At 36.6% G+C, this 18,308-nt stretch carries 26 protein-coding genes; 9 read left to right on the top strand and 17 right to left on the bottom strand.

Annotation, left to right across the window (positions count from 1 at the left end):
- Positions 1-49: 49 nt before the first annotated feature.
- The 15 genes from ACXAG7_RS05390 to ACXAG7_RS05320 form a co-directional block, all read right to left on the bottom strand.
- A complete protein-coding gene (locus ACXAG7_RS05390; protein WP_408042176.1) occupies positions 50-244 on the bottom strand; it encodes a hypothetical protein in 195 nt (64 codons plus the stop codon).
- Between the two features lie 103 nt (positions 245-347).
- Positions 348-533, bottom strand: coding sequence for a hypothetical protein (locus ACXAG7_RS05385; protein ID WP_408042175.1), 186 nt, complete (start codon positions 531-533; stop codon positions 348-350).
- A gap of 81 nt (positions 534-614) precedes the next feature.
- Entirely contained in the window at positions 615-1,904 is a 1,290-nt protein-coding gene (locus ACXAG7_RS05380; protein WP_476666203.1) for a beta-barrel domain-containing protein, read from the bottom strand.
- A 66-nt stretch (positions 1,905-1,970) separates the two neighbouring features.
- Positions 1,971-2,171 carry a hypothetical protein gene (locus tag ACXAG7_RS05375; RefSeq protein WP_476666202.1) on the bottom strand — a complete coding sequence of 67 codons (201 nt, stop codon included), beginning with the start codon at positions 2,169-2,171 and terminating at the stop codon, positions 1,971-1,973.
- Between the two features lie 119 nt (positions 2,172-2,290).
- Complete coding sequence (locus tag ACXAG7_RS05370; RefSeq protein ID WP_476666201.1) at positions 2,291-2,488, bottom strand: hypothetical protein; 198 nt, start codon at positions 2,486-2,488, stop codon at positions 2,291-2,293.
- A gap of 77 nt (positions 2,489-2,565) precedes the next feature.
- Positions 2,566-2,763, bottom strand: coding sequence for a hypothetical protein (locus ACXAG7_RS05365; RefSeq protein WP_476666200.1), 198 nt, complete (start codon positions 2,761-2,763; stop codon positions 2,566-2,568).
- Between the two features lie 13 nt (positions 2,764-2,776).
- Positions 2,777-2,977 (bottom strand): hypothetical protein, encoded by a 201-nt coding sequence (locus ACXAG7_RS05360; protein ID WP_408042170.1) that lies wholly within the window; start codon positions 2,975-2,977, stop codon positions 2,777-2,779.
- Positions 2,978-2,982: 5 nt separating this feature from the next.
- Positions 2,983-3,153 carry a hypothetical protein gene (locus tag ACXAG7_RS05355; RefSeq protein WP_408042169.1) on the bottom strand — a complete coding sequence of 57 codons (171 nt, stop codon included), beginning with the start codon at positions 3,151-3,153 and terminating at the stop codon, positions 2,983-2,985.
- Between the two features lie 95 nt (positions 3,154-3,248).
- The gene (locus ACXAG7_RS05350) at positions 3,249-5,432 is read right to left on the bottom strand and encodes a peptidase domain-containing ABC transporter (RefSeq protein WP_408042168.1); all 2,184 of its coding nucleotides are present in this window, start codon (positions 5,430-5,432) and stop codon (positions 3,249-3,251) included.
- A gap of 26 nt (positions 5,433-5,458) precedes the next feature.
- Positions 5,459-5,635, bottom strand: a complete 177-nt coding sequence (locus ACXAG7_RS05345; protein WP_408042167.1) for a hypothetical protein — start codon at positions 5,633-5,635, stop codon at positions 5,459-5,461.
- 30 nt (positions 5,636-5,665) lie between these two features.
- On the bottom strand, positions 5,666-5,830 hold the full coding sequence (locus ACXAG7_RS05340; protein WP_476666199.1) for a hypothetical protein: 165 nt from the start codon (positions 5,828-5,830) through the stop codon (positions 5,666-5,668).
- 57 nt (positions 5,831-5,887) lie between these two features.
- Positions 5,888-6,067 carry a hypothetical protein gene (locus tag ACXAG7_RS05335; protein ID WP_476666198.1) on the bottom strand — a complete coding sequence of 60 codons (180 nt, stop codon included), beginning with the start codon at positions 6,065-6,067 and terminating at the stop codon, positions 5,888-5,890.
- A gap of 25 nt (positions 6,068-6,092) precedes the next feature.
- On the bottom strand, positions 6,093-6,275 hold the full coding sequence (locus ACXAG7_RS05330) for a hypothetical protein (RefSeq protein WP_408042164.1): 183 nt from the start codon (positions 6,273-6,275) through the stop codon (positions 6,093-6,095).
- Positions 6,276-6,389: 114 nt separating this feature from the next.
- Positions 6,390-7,979: a vitamin K epoxide reductase family protein gene (locus ACXAG7_RS05325; RefSeq protein WP_408042163.1), complete on the bottom strand. Its 1,590-nt coding sequence runs from the start codon at positions 7,977-7,979 to the stop codon at positions 6,390-6,392.
- Positions 7,980-8,096: 117 nt separating this feature from the next.
- Positions 8,097-8,783 (bottom strand): response regulator, encoded by a 687-nt coding sequence (locus ACXAG7_RS05320; protein WP_408042162.1) that lies wholly within the window; start codon positions 8,781-8,783, stop codon positions 8,097-8,099.
- Between the two features lie 536 nt (positions 8,784-9,319).
- Between ACXAG7_RS05320 and ACXAG7_RS05315 the strand changes: the two genes are divergently transcribed.
- Positions 9,320-9,841: a lactoylglutathione lyase family protein gene (locus ACXAG7_RS05315; protein ID WP_476666197.1), complete on the top strand. Its 522-nt coding sequence runs from the start codon at positions 9,320-9,322 to the stop codon at positions 9,839-9,841.
- Positions 9,842-9,982: 141 nt separating this feature from the next.
- On the opposite strand, the gene ACXAG7_RS05310 is transcribed toward ACXAG7_RS05315, so the two are convergent.
- Positions 9,983-10,342, bottom strand: a complete 360-nt coding sequence (locus tag ACXAG7_RS05310; protein ID WP_476666196.1) for a winged helix-turn-helix transcriptional regulator — start codon at positions 10,340-10,342, stop codon at positions 9,983-9,985.
- Positions 10,343-10,712: 370 nt separating this feature from the next.
- Here ACXAG7_RS05310 and ACXAG7_RS05305 point away from each other — a divergent pair, with 370 nt between their 5' ends.
- Positions 10,713-11,234: a hypothetical protein gene (locus tag ACXAG7_RS05305; protein WP_476666195.1), complete on the top strand. Its 522-nt coding sequence runs from the start codon at positions 10,713-10,715 to the stop codon at positions 11,232-11,234.
- 2 nt (positions 11,235-11,236) lie between these two features.
- Positions 11,237-11,728: a hypothetical protein gene (locus ACXAG7_RS05300; protein WP_476666194.1), complete on the top strand. Its 492-nt coding sequence runs from the start codon at positions 11,237-11,239 to the stop codon at positions 11,726-11,728.
- 211 nt (positions 11,729-11,939) lie between these two features.
- Here ACXAG7_RS05300 and ACXAG7_RS05295 read toward each other — a convergent pair whose 3' ends face one another.
- Positions 11,940-12,188 (bottom strand): winged helix-turn-helix transcriptional regulator, encoded by a 249-nt coding sequence (locus ACXAG7_RS05295; RefSeq protein ID WP_476666193.1) that lies wholly within the window; start codon positions 12,186-12,188, stop codon positions 11,940-11,942.
- A gap of 108 nt (positions 12,189-12,296) precedes the next feature.
- Between ACXAG7_RS05295 and ACXAG7_RS05290 the strand changes: the two genes are divergently transcribed.
- From ACXAG7_RS05290 to ACXAG7_RS05265, 6 genes are all read left to right on the top strand, one after another.
- Positions 12,297-13,445 carry a DUF6438 domain-containing protein gene (locus tag ACXAG7_RS05290; RefSeq protein WP_476666192.1) on the top strand — a complete coding sequence of 383 codons (1,149 nt, stop codon included), beginning with the start codon at positions 12,297-12,299 and terminating at the stop codon, positions 13,443-13,445.
- Between the two features lie 105 nt (positions 13,446-13,550).
- Positions 13,551-14,477: a hypothetical protein gene (locus tag ACXAG7_RS05285; RefSeq protein ID WP_476666191.1), complete on the top strand. Its 927-nt coding sequence runs from the start codon at positions 13,551-13,553 to the stop codon at positions 14,475-14,477.
- Positions 14,478-14,571: 94 nt separating this feature from the next.
- Positions 14,572-16,101, top strand: a complete 1,530-nt coding sequence (locus ACXAG7_RS05280; RefSeq protein ID WP_476666190.1) for a YifB family Mg chelatase-like AAA ATPase — start codon at positions 14,572-14,574, stop codon at positions 16,099-16,101.
- A 178-nt stretch (positions 16,102-16,279) separates the two neighbouring features.
- On the top strand, positions 16,280-17,287 hold the full coding sequence (locus ACXAG7_RS05275; RefSeq protein ID WP_476666189.1) for a TlpA family protein disulfide reductase: 1,008 nt from the start codon (positions 16,280-16,282) through the stop codon (positions 17,285-17,287).
- 126 nt (positions 17,288-17,413) lie between these two features.
- The gene (locus tag ACXAG7_RS05270; RefSeq protein ID WP_408042152.1) at positions 17,414-17,710 is read left to right on the top strand and encodes a hypothetical protein; all 297 of its coding nucleotides are present in this window, start codon (positions 17,414-17,416) and stop codon (positions 17,708-17,710) included.
- An 87-nt stretch (positions 17,711-17,797) separates the two neighbouring features.
- Complete coding sequence (locus tag ACXAG7_RS05265) at positions 17,798-18,304, top strand: ferritin (RefSeq protein ID WP_408042151.1); 507 nt, start codon at positions 17,798-17,800, stop codon at positions 18,302-18,304.
- The last annotated feature ends 4 nt before the right edge of the window (positions 18,305-18,308 follow it).

The following is an 18,308-nucleotide window of genomic DNA, read 5'->3' as shown; positions in this document are numbered from 1 at the left end:
GCATTTTGTAGAGTAGCCTACCCACACGTACGTGTATAGACCGAGTTGTTTACCATGGGTTGATAATTCCTCCTAAACAAACATGCGTTTCATAGGTTCCTAAACAGCAGCCGTTGCTCAAAGGTGCTCCACCACACATTCTACACCTACTTGCTGGGTAGGTAGGGCAGCTCGCTCCTCCGTTAATTGACTGTTGACTCTTTTTATCGAGTAATTTTCCTAAGTTTTTGATGTTATTTTTCATGGTATTAAAGATTTTTCCGAACATCAAAATGCGATGTACGGATACAGTGATAGTAGCAGTAAAAACCACCACTAAAAAAAAATTAATTAAACGGTACTCTTAGTTAAAGTCCACAAACCGGATGAGTTGGAAGTACACACATGCCCTTACAGCACACATGATTGGGTACACCACAGGTTAATGAAAAAGGATCTAAGCAAACGCCGTAATTATCGTCATAAGCTCCTGTAATGTTCTTTTGCTCTTTAAGAGAGAGCACTGTTCCTAATTTTGAAATGTTTGATTTCATGATTATAAAAAATTTACTTTTAATAATCCTTGACCTATTTTAAGACACTCAAGGGTTTATGTCTATTCTTCGCGAGTTATATTATTTAATGACCTTTTTAAGCTGATAAAAAAATCGCTCAATCAGTCGTAAATCTTCCGTAATGATATCGGCAGTTCCTTGCATTTCTTGGCGAAACTCAATGTGCTTACCATAGGTAGTTACTAAGTCTTGCGCCAGAGATACATCGACCCTATAATTACCTTCGTTATCGGGTATCATAGAAATTGCCTGAACTTTACCGTTGAGTTTTCCAAACTCATCGGCGGGGTAATTCAAGAGTTTTATCTGGACCGATTGCCCCGTTTTAATTTTTCCAGAATTGGTTACAGGAGCTTTAATCTTTCCTATAAACATCTCGTAACGATCGGGAATAATGGTAAAAATCAATTCTCCAGCTTTCACCGTTTGATTTTCACTCCAAAATGATAAAAACGATACTTCTCCACTAATACTAGCTTTTAAGGCGTACTGCTTTTCCCAATCCATAATGGCCTTTTTGAGGTACAAAAATGATTGTATGGCCTTTTTTTTCAATCTCGTATCATTCTGCGTTTTCTTAATGGTAGTACCTTGTAGGTTTTTAGCAGAATTGCTGATTACTTCTCTCATTTGCGCGATCGAACTCTCTAATGATTTTGACGTTCGCTTTGCCTGTAGGTAATCGATCTCTCCTTGATCCATTTCTCGTTTAGAAATAACACCTTGACCGTACATTTTCCTACTCCTATCCACAGCTGCCTTTTTATAAACCAACTCTTTTTGATTAATCTCCTTTTGTGTAATCAATATCCTCAATCGTTCTTGCGCTTGTAATACGGACATTTGATTGGCCAATGATTCTGAATTAAACGGCGTCAATTGATTATTTAAATCGTATTCCGAATAATCGTTCTCAAACTGCGCATAACTACTGGTAATATCACCCAGCATCAGCGGAGGCAATTCATCAAAGGGAAAAGAAAAGTCATCTGTTTGTGTTTGTACAGTATCCACGATGCTTTTCAATAAGAGTACATCTTTATAAGCTGCGCTGTTCTCAATGACGGCCAGTACCTGATTTTTGACTACTTTATCACCTTCTTTAGTCAAAAACACATCAAACTGCCCACCGGACTTTGCATAGATTTTCTCTGGAGGAAAAGAGGTAGTCACCATTACTTGTGTAGTGATCACATCCGGGTACTTTACAAACCAAGAAATAAACAACAACACCAGTACCAAAATAAGTACCAGGGTGTTTCCCCAACGAATCATCCAATTGGGGACTTTGGTCAATATTTCTTGAACTTCTTCACTTCTTAATTCAATATCGTCTGTAGATATCGGCATCTGCTTTTATTTAAAAATAGTCAGCGGTATTAAGGATACCGCTAACTCAGTTAGTATTAATTGATTCTAATAATCTCCATTAGGTCCATCACCTGGGCGTGACAAACACACATAACCACAGCCAGGAACGTACTGCCAAGGCAATACACAATCTACGTCAGCTACGGGTTCTGGGTAACATCCTCTCGGAGGTACTCCTCCCCCTCCGTGGATCGTTTTTTGTACAGATTTACTCAGGGGTAAACCCAATTTTTTTAAGGTATTCATAAGCTTTTATATTACAGTACCGAAGGCTCGGTACTCGTTAACTAAATTTTTAATAACCAAGGAAGCAAGCACCTCCTTGGCTTGTTAATAATAATTATCGACGCTAGGTCGTACTGGGTTTACCTTGGATCTAAATCACCACCAGCTGCGATTTTACAAATAAATCCACAGCCTGAAATATATACCCAAGGGCTCGCACAATTCACTTCGGCGGTTGGGTATTCATAACAACCAGGACCAGGATATCCTGAACCTCCGTTAATTCCTTGTTGCTCATTTACAGAGAGCTTTTTTCCTAATGATTTTATATTTTTCATATTCTTATTTTTTGATCTAGTAGTGCTAAAAATGACTACTATTTTGATTCATACTAGGAATTTTCAAGTAGCAAAGACTAAGAACGTCCGCCACCTTCGTCGTAACGTACCTTACAGGTCATTCCACAACCTTCTATATATACCCAAGGGCTAATACAATCAACAGATGCATCAGGATATTCATAACATCCCGGCTTAAATCCGCCGTTACCTCCATTAATATTTCGTTGCTGACTAGTTGTTAGGGCACTCCCTAGATTTTCAATTTTTTTCATACTCTTTTTTATTTTATAAACAACACTGACCATTAACTATGGTACCCATATTCGCTCCTCCTGAACCATTTGGCACAGCACAACGATCACCATCTGCACAATCAAATGCACAGAAAAACAAACCGAAGCAGAATCCTCTTCTACCTCCGTTAACCTCTTTTTGTTCTTGCTTGTTAAGAACCTTTCCTAAGTTTTGTAATACAGACTTTTTCATAATTCTTAACAAAATTTATTATACATCCAAGGAGCCATACATAAATTGTGGGTAGCACAGCAACCTGTTGAGGGTGGGCAATCCGTGTGTTGTTCACAATAACGGAGTCCTCCATTAATCTTTTGTTGTTCCGCTCTACTCAGAGAGGTTCCCAACGTTTCTATAGTTTTAGTCATCACTATTAAAATAAGATTTGAAATTCCCCTGAACACTTAAAGACACTCAGGGACTGTGTCTATTCCTCGCGAAAAAAATATGTTTAGTATGGTACTTACTTTCCTAAATTCAATTGATTCTTTACCAGGTGGTAATACGCACCTTGTAAGGCAATCAATTCACTGTGGTTTCCTTGCTCTATAATCTTTCCCTTATCCAACACCACAATCTGATGAGCATTTTTAACCGTACTCAAACGGTGGGCAATGACAACAGCCGTTTTATCCTTAAAAAAGGTATTGAGATTCTCCATAATCACCTTTTCATTATTAGCATCTAAGGCACTAGTTGCTTCATCAAAAAACAGGTATTTTGGGTTCTTATACACCGATCTTGCAATGAGTAATCGCTGTTTTTGACCGGTACTCAAACCGTTTCCTTCACTCCCTATTTTGGTGTTTAAGCCCAGGGGTAATCCTTCTATATAATCTCCGATATTCGCCACATCAATGGCGTGTAACAATTTTTCTTTATCTACAAAATCTTCCCCAACGGCAATATTTTTAGCAATAGTATCATTAAATATATACCCTTCTTGCATCACCACTCCACAATTTCTCCTCCATTCCTTCTGCGAAATATTTCTCAAATTAAATTGGCCCACTGAAATTTCACCGGCATCAATTTGATAAAAACCTAGCAATAGCTTCATCAAGGTCGACTTCCCACTTCCGCTCACTCCTACAATAGCCGTAGTTTTGTTGGCAGGAATCTCTAAACTGAGATCTTTTAATACAGGCTCTAACCCTCCTGTATATCTAAAGGTCACCTTTGACAAACGTATAGCACTGTCGGGGATCTGCATTACCTTTTCATCTCCCGGTTTTTCTTCCTCCTCCATGTGATGAATTTCTCCCAAACGATCTAAGGAAATCTGTGCGTCCTGTAGGTCTCTCATAAAGTTTATGAGTTGAACGATGGGACCGTTTAACTGACCTACGATATAACTGATCGCCATCATCATACCGAGTGTAATATTACCGTCAATAACTAACTTCGCAGATAAGATAGTCACTAACATATTCTTTAGCTCATTGATCAGGTTTGACCCTACACTCTGAGTTTGTTCTAGTGCTAAACTCTTGGTTGCTACTTTAAAAAGTCGTGCTTGCACGTACTCCCAGTTCCAACGCATTCTCCTTTCAGCGTTGTGCAACTTAATTTCTTGCATTCCGTTAATCAATTCAATCACCTTACTCTGTTCTTGACTGACCTGACTAAACTTTTTGTAATCTAACTCTCTACGTTTTTTAAAAAAGAACAAAACCCAGGTAAAATACAAGATGCTTCCCAACACAAAAACGCCAAAAATTTGCATACTGTAATAGCCCAGTACTAAACTGAATACGATCAAATTGAAAAAGGAAAAGAGCACCGTTAAAGACGAGGTCGTCAGTATGCGTTCAATACGCTGATGGTCATTAATTCGCTGCAACAAATCACCGGTCATCCGCACGTCGAAATACGAAATCGGTAATTTCATTAACTTAATAAAGAAATCCGAAATTAGCGAAATGTTAATCCTGGTACTCAGGTGCAGCAAAATCCAACTGCGAATAATCTCTAACGATGCCTTTCCTAAAAATAAAAACAATTGTGCTACTAATATCAAGTACACAAAGTTGATATCCTGATTTTCTATACCTACATCGACCACACTTTGCGTTAAAAAAGGCAATATTAGCTGTAATAAACTCCCAGCTAACAACCCTATAATTAACTGAATAATAAAGCGTTTGTACTTAATGAGGTATTTAAAAATAAATGAAAAACCAAATTCTTCGTCTTCCTCAAACTCTTCTTGGTAAAAATTAGGAGTGGGCTCTACGATCAAGGCAATTCCTTCTTCCGTGAATTCATCGGCGTTATTTCCTATCCAATTTTCTATGAACTCTTCTTTGGTATACACCAGTAGACCATGAGCTGGATCAGAAATATACACCTTATCACGTTTAATTTTGTACAGTACTACATAGTGGTTTTTATTCCAATGTAAAATACAAGGTAAGGGTGCCTCTTTTAATTTATCATAGGCCAATTTTAAACCCAAAGATTTAAAACCTATCGACTCTACTGCCTCACTCAAACCTAACAAGCTACTCCCTTCACGAGTCGTTTCACTCAGTTGTCGAAGTTGCTGTGTGTTAATGGTTTTTCCATAGTGTTTGGCAATAATCTTAATACAAGTAGGGCCACAATCTTTAGCCTCAGTTTGTTGGTAATTCGGAAACTTTTTCAAAGAAATTTGATCTTTTTTTATTTTTTTTAACTTCTACAACACACTACTGCTCCGTAAACTGGATGTGGGTAGTACCCTCTACGGCAGGTATCCGTATCATTGATGTACCCAGCTCTACAAACAAAGCGGTTGTTACCACCATTAATAGCTTTACAGGTGTCTTTACTTAGTTCAGTTCCTAAAGATATAAGATGTTTTTTCATTTTTAAAAGTTTTTTTGGTTAACAGTTAGCTTATAAACACGGAGAATCTATTGGTAAGGCACATAAACCTCCCCATTCACCTCCACAGGCCAAACAATCTTGCTCATTTGTTGGCCAAGGACCAAATCCGGCCATTACAGCACGTTGTGCTTGCTTAGACAATTCAGTCCCTAAATTTTTTAAATTCGTTTTCATAATTAGTTTTAGTTTTTAGTTTAGCGCTTCGCGCAGGGTTATTTTAGGGCGTGTTACTTATTGACACACCGGACTCAACCTGCATGCTTCCATACAGTTCGCAAAATCCTCTTTGGTCGAATTATTGAAACGACACTGATTGATACATTCAAAACACAATACCGGATTTCCTCCGAGTATTTGTTGTTGCTGCTCTTTAGCCAAGGCTACACCGAGATTTTTGATACTAGTTTTCATTAACTTCTCTTTTTTTTAGAAAAATTTATATTTGACAATACGACATTGCTCTGCAATTGTCCATACAATTTCCTAATTCTATACGATCTCTGCTCGTCATTCTACAGTTGTCCATACAGGCAATACACTGTAAAAAATTTCCACCTTGAATTTCCCGCAACTGCCCTGTTTCTAATTCTTTTCCTAAAGTTTTAATGATGTTTTTCATTATTGAAATATTAAGATTACATTTGCGGTGAACATTTAAAGACACTCACCGAGTGTGTCTATTCTTCGCGAGAGAATATTGTTCGAAACCAAAGCTTTTGTGCTTTGGTTTTTTTTATAATGTTTTGGCAGCTTGAGCGCTGCTTTCTTCCAGTTCTTCTATAAAGAAAATAAGGTCAGACCTATCGTACTCTTTAGGATACGACATTCCGTTAATTAATATTTCTGGAGTAAAATTAATGGCGTTATCAGCACACCAGTTGTTTTGACGTTCCAATTCACTTAACTGATGTTCAGGAAATGCGCAACTTCCCCATTTCTGCAACCAGCGTTCAGCATTCCCCTTTTCATAAATCTCATTCATGGCTTTTAAACATTCGTGTTGCCCTTTATCCTTGTAGATTTCCAAAAGTCTCGATGTAATTTTCACCACATCCGCATCAGGAGTCCCTGTAGGAACGTTGAAGCGAATTTTGATTTTTACAAAATTCTTAAACCTCGCTAGCAGAGCATCTACTTGCTTGTGTACCGGCTTACAATGACCACAAAACGGGTTCGTTACGATCACTAATTCTAAGCTAGACATCGGATTACCAAAAACAATTTCTTCACTCCCTGGGATTTCCGTCTGCAATACAGGTGACTTTCTCAACAGTGTCTCAAATATTCCGTAGTTACGTTTAAACTTAACATTCTCAATTTTACTTTTACGCAATGAAGTTACCTCAACCAACAATGGTTTTACCGACTTCCATACCCCAATACTTCCTACACCTATCAAAGCAAAAACAAGTCCGTCAATTAAATTCCACGAGAACTCATTAATAAAGGGTTGCCAAGACAATGCTGCCTGAACCCAGAGCACTGCTACTAAACTCAAACAAAGCATACACCACTTTTTTACAACGGCATACTGGTAATATATAGAATAGACTGTCATCGGAATTGCGAGTAGACTCACTGCATAAACCAGTGATAAATTATGCATCAACACCACTCCAGCGATACTCAATACACCGAAGTACAACATACTTAAATCACTTAACTTAACTCCTTTAAAAATCTCAGCTCCTTTAGACGTCAATACGGCATCACAATCCTTTTTATCGTCCACTCCTGAACAGAAGGCATTTCCAATAGTAGATTGCAGTCCTAATTCCTGTTTAAAAATTGCCAAGCTCACCACCAAGCCCACAACTGAAAGTCCCCAGTGAGCTGTTTCCAATAATTCGGCTGAATTTACAAACAACACTGCAGCTACTAAGGTCATAAAACCAGCCAACAAAAGGTAACTCAGCGTGTTTTTTGTTTTGGGTTTTTCAACGGTATCCGTTTTTTCAACGGCTACAATAATTCCTGTAAATCGCTGTAAAAACATCTCGTCATGCATGCTCTCCTTTTTACCCTCTGCAGGATACAAGGTATAATTGGTGCCTTTTCGTTCTACGATTACTAACTCCGACCCTTCGCGCTCAGATTTCACTTGAGCCATGTAGGACGGTGGTAATTGTACCAATGTTTCTTTATTTACAGGAATATCCGCTGCGATATTCTCGATAGAAAAATGGTCCAATACTCCTGTAATTGCATGTAAACTGGGATAAGAAGGGTGACTTTGGATTTGAAAATCCAACTCTTCTTTATCAAATGGGATTTTATTTTTACGTAGTAATTGAGCAACTAAGCTGCTGATAGAATTTTTCAATGTTGTTTTAGTTTTAGCTATTTATTACAGTATTTCCAAATTTATACTTAAAAAAATATAAATTTTATATTTTTTCAATAAAAAAAGTAAGGATATACACCACTTACTTTTACCGTCTTAAATGAAGCCACTTTCTTTGGCCTTCATTATCAATTCTCTATGTCCACGTTCTTTAACGTTGAACATTTTTTTTAAGTGTCGTTTTCTTTTTTCAATAGCGGCAACGGAAAGGGGAATATATCCCAACATGTCTTTTACTTTTGCTCCGTTAGACAATTCGTACAAAATTTTGCGGTCTACATCGTCCAAAAAGAACTCCACAGAGACTTTTTTCCTCAACAATTTTAAGACGGTTTTACTGTAGTAAGGCGGGTCGTGTATGACTTCCTGAATGGCTTGGGTCAATTCATTAAAAGAGATATCACTTTTAATGAGAAGTCCATCTGGGTTCGTTGATCTAAATACGCTGTGAATAATGTATTTGTTGTCATTGGTTGTCGAAATGACCACGCGGCAGTTTGGCAATTTATCTCGAATGTAGATTCCTAAATCTTCTCCTGAAATCATTTTGCTATTTTCAGCAGAGGGCAATTTAAGATCCAAGAAGGCCAAATCAATTTTAGCATTGGTTTGTACATAATGCTGAACAATGTGTACTCCTTGGTCATAACTATGCGCTTCCACAAAATTGAAAATCCCACAATTACAGCAATCTTGTACTTGCAGAAAAGCTTTCTTATAAGCTTCACATACCAAGGGGTAATCATTCACAATGAGCACTGTGAATTTTTCTTTTTCCATCATAAGTTATTTTTTAGTGTGTAGCAGTGCAGCAGTATTCACTGAAGACTCAGTAATTTACTGCGCAGTATATGTTCGACGACGAAAACTCGCGGAAAACAATCAAAAAAAGTATATAGCCTGCTCCTTTCTAAATTGAAAAATTCGCAATGGGAGCTCCGTAAATTTAGAGATAATTGTTATTAAAACAAAAAACTAATGTTAAGAATACAATTATTTTAACGTTTTTTTACTAAAAATAGTATGATACTCAGTAATTTTCGCGTATTTTATAGTAAGCAATTATTTTATCGTTACCGCTAAATGCTAAGCAATAACTCCCCCTTTACGCTAGACTAACCTTCTCTTTTTTTTCATTTTTTTTTCGTCGATAACGTGCTAAAAATCAACAAAACTCACATCTGTGTAACCATGTGCAAAAAATGTAACCTCTTGCCCAGCAGACATTTTAACACTTACTTTGCCTCAAAACAGCACTACCTCCTTTGCGCAATGGAATACCAACGGCTGAACATAAACTGTATTACAACCACAAAAACATGAAAACTACCCCCGAAAAAACAACGAGCTATCCGCGAGCCTTTTCCCATATCGGTATCACTGTCCCCGATTTGGAAGCTGCGGTACGCTTTTATACAGAAATACTCGGTTTTTACTGTATCATGCCTCCAACAATGATCAATGAAGAAAACGAAACCCCTATCGGTATTATGTGTAGCGACGTATTTGGTACTGGGTGGAAATCATTTAAAATTGCACACTTAGCTACAAGCGATGGCATCGGAATCGAATTATTTGAGTTTAATTCCAGTAGAAAAACCACAGCCCAATTTCAACCTTTTCATTCAGGACTCTTTCATTTTTCTGTTCAAGATCCCGATATCGAAGGCCTCGTTGCGAAAATCGTTGCAGCAGGAGGAAAACAACGCATGCCTATACGGGCCTATTACCCCGGTGAAAAACCTTATCGCATGTGTTATGTAGAGGATCCGTTCGGAACCGTATTCGAAATTTACTCGCATGCCTATGAATTGCATTACGCTTCTGGCGCCTATAATTAACTTGGTTCAGAAGTAACAAACAGCCCCCTCAGCAAAGAAATCAATTTGTTTCCCCTTTTTCACGGTAGCATTTAACTACCCCAAGTAATTGCTTTTCCCTTTGGAAAAGTAATTGCTTTTTATAGCTGGTAGTAATCACTCTTACCGTTCTGATACTAATAAATGCTGTTGCTCAGCAAAATCTTTTCCCCATTGATCCATCGCCATGATCACGGGCAATAAGGACCTACCTTCTTCCGTCAATGCATAAGCTACTTTTGGAGGAACTTCAGGATATACCGTTCGGGTTACTAAACCGTCCTTCTCCAGGGCTCTAATGGAATAACTAAACATTCTGTTCGATATCCCCGCAATGGATTTTTGTAAAACTCCAGAGCGTTGAGGACCGTCTTTGAGGTGATACAGGATAAGTGTTTTGTATTTGTCACCAATTAAATGCAATACAAATGCTAAAGAACACACAAACTCTTTGCCTTTATAAACTATTTTCTGGCTTTGCATAGAAGTCTTATTTTGGGTAGGTACCATGGGGACTAACAAATATACCGAAATTTAAAAAAAATCGTATAAATCGAATTTCATAGGGATTCAAACCTTGAATAATACAAATTCCTATAACCAAGATAGCCTAAAGCGATACTACCGTTTGAGTCCCCCATCTTGATATATGTGACAATAAACTAAAGAAACATCAATCCTCTTAAACCAAACTTGAATATTATTATATCCTTGAATACAAACCTATATATTTGTCTACATAGAACTAGTTATTTTAAAGTTAAAAAGAATATCAAGAAATGAAAGAAGAAGTATCATTCAAACTTGACCTAATTGCTGATATTTGGAACTCATTTATTTGGAAATATGAGTTTTGCCAAAAAAGAATCAATTCACATTAGAAGTGCAAACCAATTATTCCGGAGATATGTTCGATTACTTTCAAGATACTTTTAAACTAATTTTCAGCAATAGAAATTCTAACTCTCATACTGATAAATTTTCGAATCAAATAAGCTTATTACAAAGTATATACGTTCAACAAGATTTCATAGAGGAGTTATTACTAATCTTCAAATGTGGAATAAACAAAGGAGACTTAAAGAGAGACTCAAACTATTATATTAATAGGAAAATTAGCAATGAACTTGTTGGACATCCAATAAGAAAACATAAGAGACAATTCATTTCATCCTGCATTTTCGAACACGATGATAGTTTTGATAATAAGAGACTTTCCCGTTCAAAATATGAAGCTATAGCATGGGCTAGTTTGGGTGAAATAGAAAATAACCAAAGTACTATTGCTTGGCAAAATTTGATTTCTAGCGAACAACAAGCCATTACTAATATACTAAATAAACATTTTTTTAATGGAACTTCAAATTGTAATTAATTATGGATAAAATATTTTTGTTTTTATTTTTACTAATAGGGGGTAATATTCTGTCACATTCTCAAGAAAAGAAAGATGATTATTTTGTATTTCATAAAGGAGGAGAAAAACATTTAAAACCAATTAAGTATATACTTTTCAATTCAAAAATTCATAAAAAAAATAAGTCTAATGAAAAAGTATATTTTTACATAGAAGGTGAAGTATTTAAATTTTCTAAAAGAAAAAATAAAATAGATACTTGTAATATTAAGAATCTAAAAAAAATCAAAATTTCAAAAACTAATCAATTATCTAGCAATGAATTTAAATTTATTAAACAAAAATTGAAAGAAGATAAGTATTGGAAAGATAAAAAAGATCAGTATCTAATACCGATAACAAATAACCACAATTATTTTAAAGTTATAATTATAGAAAAATATGAAGATAAGCTTTTGAAATATGATGTTGATTGGACTTATATAGGAACAAGAGGGTTTAAGGTTAAATAATTCATAATTTATAAAAACAAAAAAGCATAAATTATTATGATTATCCTCTAAGTTTAGGTCAGAAAAACAGTTAAATAAATTATTTAGCAACTGATTTATTATCCTATTTTTTTTAGGAATTAGACACTTTTAATGATATTTGATTTTGGATTCCTCACGCCTTCCTTGAGCTATTGGCACAGATCTATATTCAGGTAGGTATTTTCATATTCTACCGCTCTCCATAGTTGTTCAACATATACAGTATCAATAGCACTTCCTTTTCCAGGGCTCTAATGGCATAACTAAACATTCTGTTCGATATCCCCGCAATGGATTTTTGTAAAACTCCAGAGCGTTGAGGACCGTCTTTGAGGTGATACAGGATAAGTGTTTTGTATTTGTCACCAATTAAATGCAATACAAATGCTAAAGAACACACAAACTCTTTGTCTTTAAAAACTATTTTCTGGCTTTGCATAGAAGTCTTATTTTGGGTAGGTACCATGGGGACCAACAAATATATCGTAATTTAAAAAAATCGTATCTTCATCGCGATAACTGGCCGTTATTCAAAAAATTGCTAGCCATGAAAAGAATTACAAAAATTAGCCTTAACCTACTAGTATTGACTTTTTTCACCCTGGGATGCCGTGAAGAAAAAAAGAAAAAAACAGTCCTATTGGTTGGGTCTTGGAGTAAAGTACAAAAAGACAATAATGAACATTTTGGCCTTAGCTTTTCGGATACACAAATTGAATTATTTAATGGATTTATTCGGTATGAAAGAGACTCCACATCTGGGGTGTATAGAAAAAACTACAAAGGCCTTTCTACTCGCTATGAAGTGAGAAAAGACAGCATTTTTATAAAAGATCCTTTCAGTCAAAATTGGAAATTTAGTTGGCGTATAAAAAAGCTACTAAAAAACACTTTGGTGCTAGAACGAAACAATTCTACTTTTATCGAGTTAAAGAGAATAACCTCCATTCCGAGCTTCGATTTTGACCAAATTGTCTTTTCTCGTTCTGGTTGTTACGGCTCTTGCCCCGTACTCGATATTTCATTACATAAAAATGGAGAAGTATATTATCAAGGCGAAGGTTATATACATCCCTTAGGTTTTTATAGATCAAAAACCAACAGTGCTCAAAAAACTCAGATTTTCTCAAAATTTCGTAATATAGCCATTGACAGTCTATCAGATGTGTATTCAGCAAGCCACACAGATGATGAAACCATAACAACTACCTTTATAAAAAATGGGCGCATAATAAAAACCATTTACGACTATGGAAAATCTGGTCCCAAAGAATTGGTATGGGCTTACGTTCCTATCGAGAATCTTTACACTCAACTAAAGTTTGATAGTATACCTAACGATGACGCCATTTATCCTAAGCTTCACTACCACTACTTTCAAAAAGACTCCAAGATTGTAACCTTAGAGAAGTCAGAAAGTTTCTATTTATCGACTGAAATTCAAAAATCTAAGATTGTCCAAACAAATTTTCAACCTGAATATCAAATAAGATTTACAGTAAGCTCCCCCGGTTGGATGAATGCCCCAACCGAAAAGAAAACACCTAAAATCGAGTTAGTTAAAATTGTAACAGACGGAAGATTGTTTAAATTTTCTTTCAAAAATCACAAATCGATTACCCGTGATTTAGGCTATAATTTTATTTCGAGGAATTTTACGCAAGCGGATTTCAAATTGAAAACAGCCTACCATTAATACGGACGAAAACAATCGTAATTACTTTTTCAAAGAGGAAAAATATTTTTACATTAACCCACATAAAATTGCATCACATACCTTTCGGTACCAAAATGAAATCCTATGCCTAAACATTTAATTTGTCTTTTAGTAATGGGTAGTATTTTACTTATAAATTGTTCTGGAAATACTACTAAAAATTCATCATCCAACTTCCGTAACAAAAAAACATTACTAGACAGTCTAGCAAAGTTAAAACAGCACTCTCTAGATGCATTTATTATCAACACAACAAAAGCACAAAAAGCTAGTGATTTTAAATTGAATAAAAATTGGGCTTATAGTAAAGAAACGGTACAATCGATACCGAAGAGGGTAATAGAAAAGTGGCCTGATAAAGGGAAAATATTTATAAACGAATTTAAAAATCTAAAAATCAAAAAGACTAAACTCGACACTACAATTATATTAACACGAAATAATTGCATGGTAGTTAGCGATTTGTATTATGATCGTTACGAGGATAAAAAAGGCGTATATGGAATTAAATATTATGACAAATCTAACCTAGTTTACAGTCCAGAAGATAGACACTTAACCGATTTTGTACTCTACAAAAAGGAAACAACTCTTAAAAAACATTTTAATTTCGATACGGATGTAGCTTATGACGAACTTCTAAAAAGTTATAATCAAACCATAAAAAACCTAGATTCTGTAAACTATATTTTGGTACTTGATAATGTGTTATACCAAAAAACTAATCGTCTTTTTGACAAATTTAGATCTGGTCATTTAGCAACAAAAGTAAGCTTGTTTGATTGCACGAAAAGTAAACTAGTACTAAGCGATTTAATTTTAGCTTCTAATAGTGAAACCTTATTTACCAGACATTTAACAAACGATGATAACAGTACAAGGCAAGCTAATAAAATATATTTTGACAACGAAAGCTTTAAAGACCTCATACGAAATCGAAACAAGAAAATATTGAATTTGATAAATAGGTCTTCTGATTCAATTGCGAAGAAACAAATATCGCTTAACTAACTCACAAACAAAACAATAAACAAAACACTTCAATCCAAGCACTTATTACATATAAAACTAGAGGTTTTGATGAGTTTCGTACTTTTAAACAAAAATGCTTATCAAAACCTACGGTGCAGCTCTGTTTGGCATTGATGCAACTACCGTAACCATCGAAGTCAATATTGATATGGGCATAGGCTATCACCTTGTTGGACTTCCCGACAATGCCGTCAAAGAGAGTTCTTATCGCATTATGGCCGCTCTCAAAAACACCGGTTACAAACTTCCAGGAAAAAAGATCATTATCAACATGGCTCCCGCGGATCTCCGAAAAGAAGGTACTGCCTATGACCTTCCTATTACCCTCGGCATACTAGCCGCTTCTGGCCAGATACACTGTTCTAACCTACACGAATACATTATTATGGGCGAACTCTCCTTAGACGGAGGTTTACACCCCATAAAAGGAGCCCTCCCCATTGCTATTCAAATGCAGAAAGAAGGTTTTAAACACTTCATTCTCCCCCAACCCAATGCCTTAGAAGCCTCCGTAGTCAGTGGTATAGAAGTCCTCGCCGCACAACACCTCAGCGAGGTCATCGAACATTTTACTGGAGCTACACCGCTCACCACCGTAGTCACAGACCCCGCTATTTTTTGTCAATATTCCAACGCCTACACTATGGATTTCTCCGATGTTAAAGGCCAAGAAGGCATCAAACGCTGTATGGAAATTGCCGCCGCAGGAGGGCATAACCTATTGCTTATTGGTCCGCCCGGAGCCGGAAAAACTATGTTGGCAAAAAGACTACCTACCATACTTCCTCCCATGACACTTGAAGAAGCTTTGGAAACTACGAAAATCCATTCCGTTACCGGCGTACGATCGCATGCCGGACTGGTACAAGTTCGTCCGTTTAGAGCTCCTCACCACACCATCTCAGACGTCGCCCTCGTCGGTGGTGGTCAATATCCCCAGCCCGGCGAGATATCACTGGCCCACAACGGCGTGCTCTTCCTAGATGAACTCCCCGAGTTTAAACGCAGTGTACTCGAAGTCATGCGACAACCTCTGGAAGATAGAAATGTCACCATTTCTAGAGCAAAATTTACCGTAAATTACCCCAGTAGCTTTATGCTGATCGCCAGCATGAATCCCAGTCCTAGTGGGTACTTCCCCGGCTCCAACCAATTTCCAGCTCCTTCCTCGTACGAAATGCAGCGCTACCTGCAAAAGTTATCGGGACCTTTACTCGATCGCATTGACATGCATGTTGAAGTTCTCCCGGTGCCATTTGACAAACTAACGACCAAAAATCATTCAGAAAACTCAGAGACTATTAGAAAACGCGTTTGTCAAGCTCGCGAATTGCAAACAATCCGCTTTCAGTCATCCCCCAACATCCACTACAACGCACAAATGAGCAGTGCTCAATTACATCACCACTGCGCATTGAGTCCAGCTTGCTTAGCACTCATCAAAACTGCCATGAAACAACTCGCTCTGTCCGCTAGAGCCTATGATAAAATACTAAAGGTATCGCGTACCATTGCCGATCTGGATCAGTCCCCCACACTCAGAGAACAACACCTCTCCGAAGCTATTTTGTACCGAAGTCTCGACAGAACCCACTGGTTTTGAACAACAAAAAATAAAAAAACGTCCTCCAAACAATGCAAAACGAGGTACTCTCAACCTGTAAAACGACCCAAAACACGAATTTTAACCACTCCCCAGCAGTGAATACAATTTTAACAGGACCAGTTTATCTAATTATTACTAACTTAGTCACCCATTAAACACTATAATTAAATCTCAGATGAAAAAATTTTTCTATTTAGCATTAGCGTCCCTGGCTATTGTTTCCTGCAAAAAAGAGGCTAAAGACTACCTTACCTTCAGCGGTAAGATCACCAATAAAAACTCAGACTCTTTGGTAATTGCCAACCCTAGATTAGGATTTAAAAGAGTTATTAAAGTACAAGAAGACGGTACTTTTAAAGATACAATGAAGATTCCTACGGGAGTATATCGTTTATTTGACGGTCGTGAAGTGACTACTGCCTACTTAAAAAATGGGGCTGATATCAACATGACTTTAGATACCAAAGAATTTGACGAAACAGTAAACTATACTGGAGCAGGTTCAGAGGAGAGTAACTACTTGGCAAAAGCAGCGTTAAAAGAAATCAAGTTCATGCAAGACGAAACCTTAATGGATTTAGAGCAAGACGCATTTGACGCAAAGGTAACTGCTTATGAAAAAGAATTCAACGACCTTATTGATAGCAAAACTTTTGATTCTACTTTTACTGCTAACCAAAAACAAAACTTAGGGTATCTTAAGCAGTATTTAAAAAGAGCCTATGATGAAAAGGCATATATCAAAAAGAACCTAGCAAAAGGAATGGCCTCTCCTAAATTCGTTGCCTACGAAAACCACAAAGGAGGAGAAGTTTCTTTAGACGATTTAAAAGGTAAATACGTATATATCGACATGTGGGCTACTTGGTGTCAACCATGTAAAAATGAAATTCCTTTCTTAAAGAAAGTAGAAAAGGAATTCCACGATAAAAACATTGAATTCGTAAGTATCTCTGTTGACAGAGCCAACGATTACGAAGTTTGGAAGAAAATGGTTGCTGAAAAAGAATTGACTGGTTTACAGTTATACGCTAAGCAAGATAAGTCATTTGCAGACGCTTACCGCGTTTCTGGAATTCCAAGATTTATCTTATTAGATCCAGAAGGAAATATCGTTGATGCAAATGCACCAAGACCTTCTAACCCTAAATTAGTAGAGTTATTCAAATCTTTAAAGATTTAATTCTAGATAAATAGTTAAGAAAAAACTCACCGATTGGTGAGTTTTTTTTGTTAGGACCGTTTGATGTTCACAGGATATTAACACATTTTACTTCTTTAGATTAATTAAAAATAATATCTTTGCAGCATGGACATCTGCCTTTCAAATACATCGATACAAGTACGCTATAGCCGAAGAAATTCTTATGAGTTGGTTTTAGAACACAAAACCATCGCGCTTAGATTTTGCCAGTTGTTAGCACTCAGAGCAAAAGTACTTGAACTTACAGAAATAGGTGCCCTAGAAGAACTCATCAACGGAGACAACTTCGTATTGCTATTTGTCGCTGATAAACAGCACGTACTCTACCTCGACGTAGCGCAATTATTAGCTGTTAAAGAAGCTTTGGCCTACACTTTTCAGGATACTACCTACAGCTACTAAGACTTACTAAGACTTTGTATAAATTACTATTTCGCGTTTTTGACGCGCTTATAATCTGTACCTTTATACTATCTAAAACATAGTATCATGGAAACAGCAATCAGAAGAGATATGATCTTACATGTTGAGGTCGTTGATTTATTAAATAAACAAATTATGATGGAGCAAAAAGCTTCGTCAAAATACTTAGCGATGGCTTCTTGGTGTGATCAACGTGAGTTGAGAAATAGCGCGACCTATTTTTACGCGCAGGCAGAAGAGGAAAGAGCTCATATGATGAAAATCTTCAAATTTGTTAACGATAACGGTGGAAGCGCTTTGTCACCTACCGTTGCCGATGTCCCTCACGAATTTGAAAGTTTACGCGCCGTTTTCGAAGCTTCTTTAGACGCTGAAATCGAAGTAACGAAAGCCATACACCACGTTTTTAAAACCTCTAGACAGTTAGGTGATTTCACCTCTGAAATCTTCTTACAATGGTTCGTTACAGAACAAGCAGAAGAGGAGGAAAAAGTACGTGATATCTTAGACATGATCGATTTAATGGGCGATATGCCTTTAAAAATGATCGACGAACGCATACCTACAGCCTAAGCTG

Source organism: Tenacibaculum sp. AWR4_210 (assembly GCF_056160945.1).
This window is presented reverse-complemented; position numbering and strand designations above follow the sequence as displayed.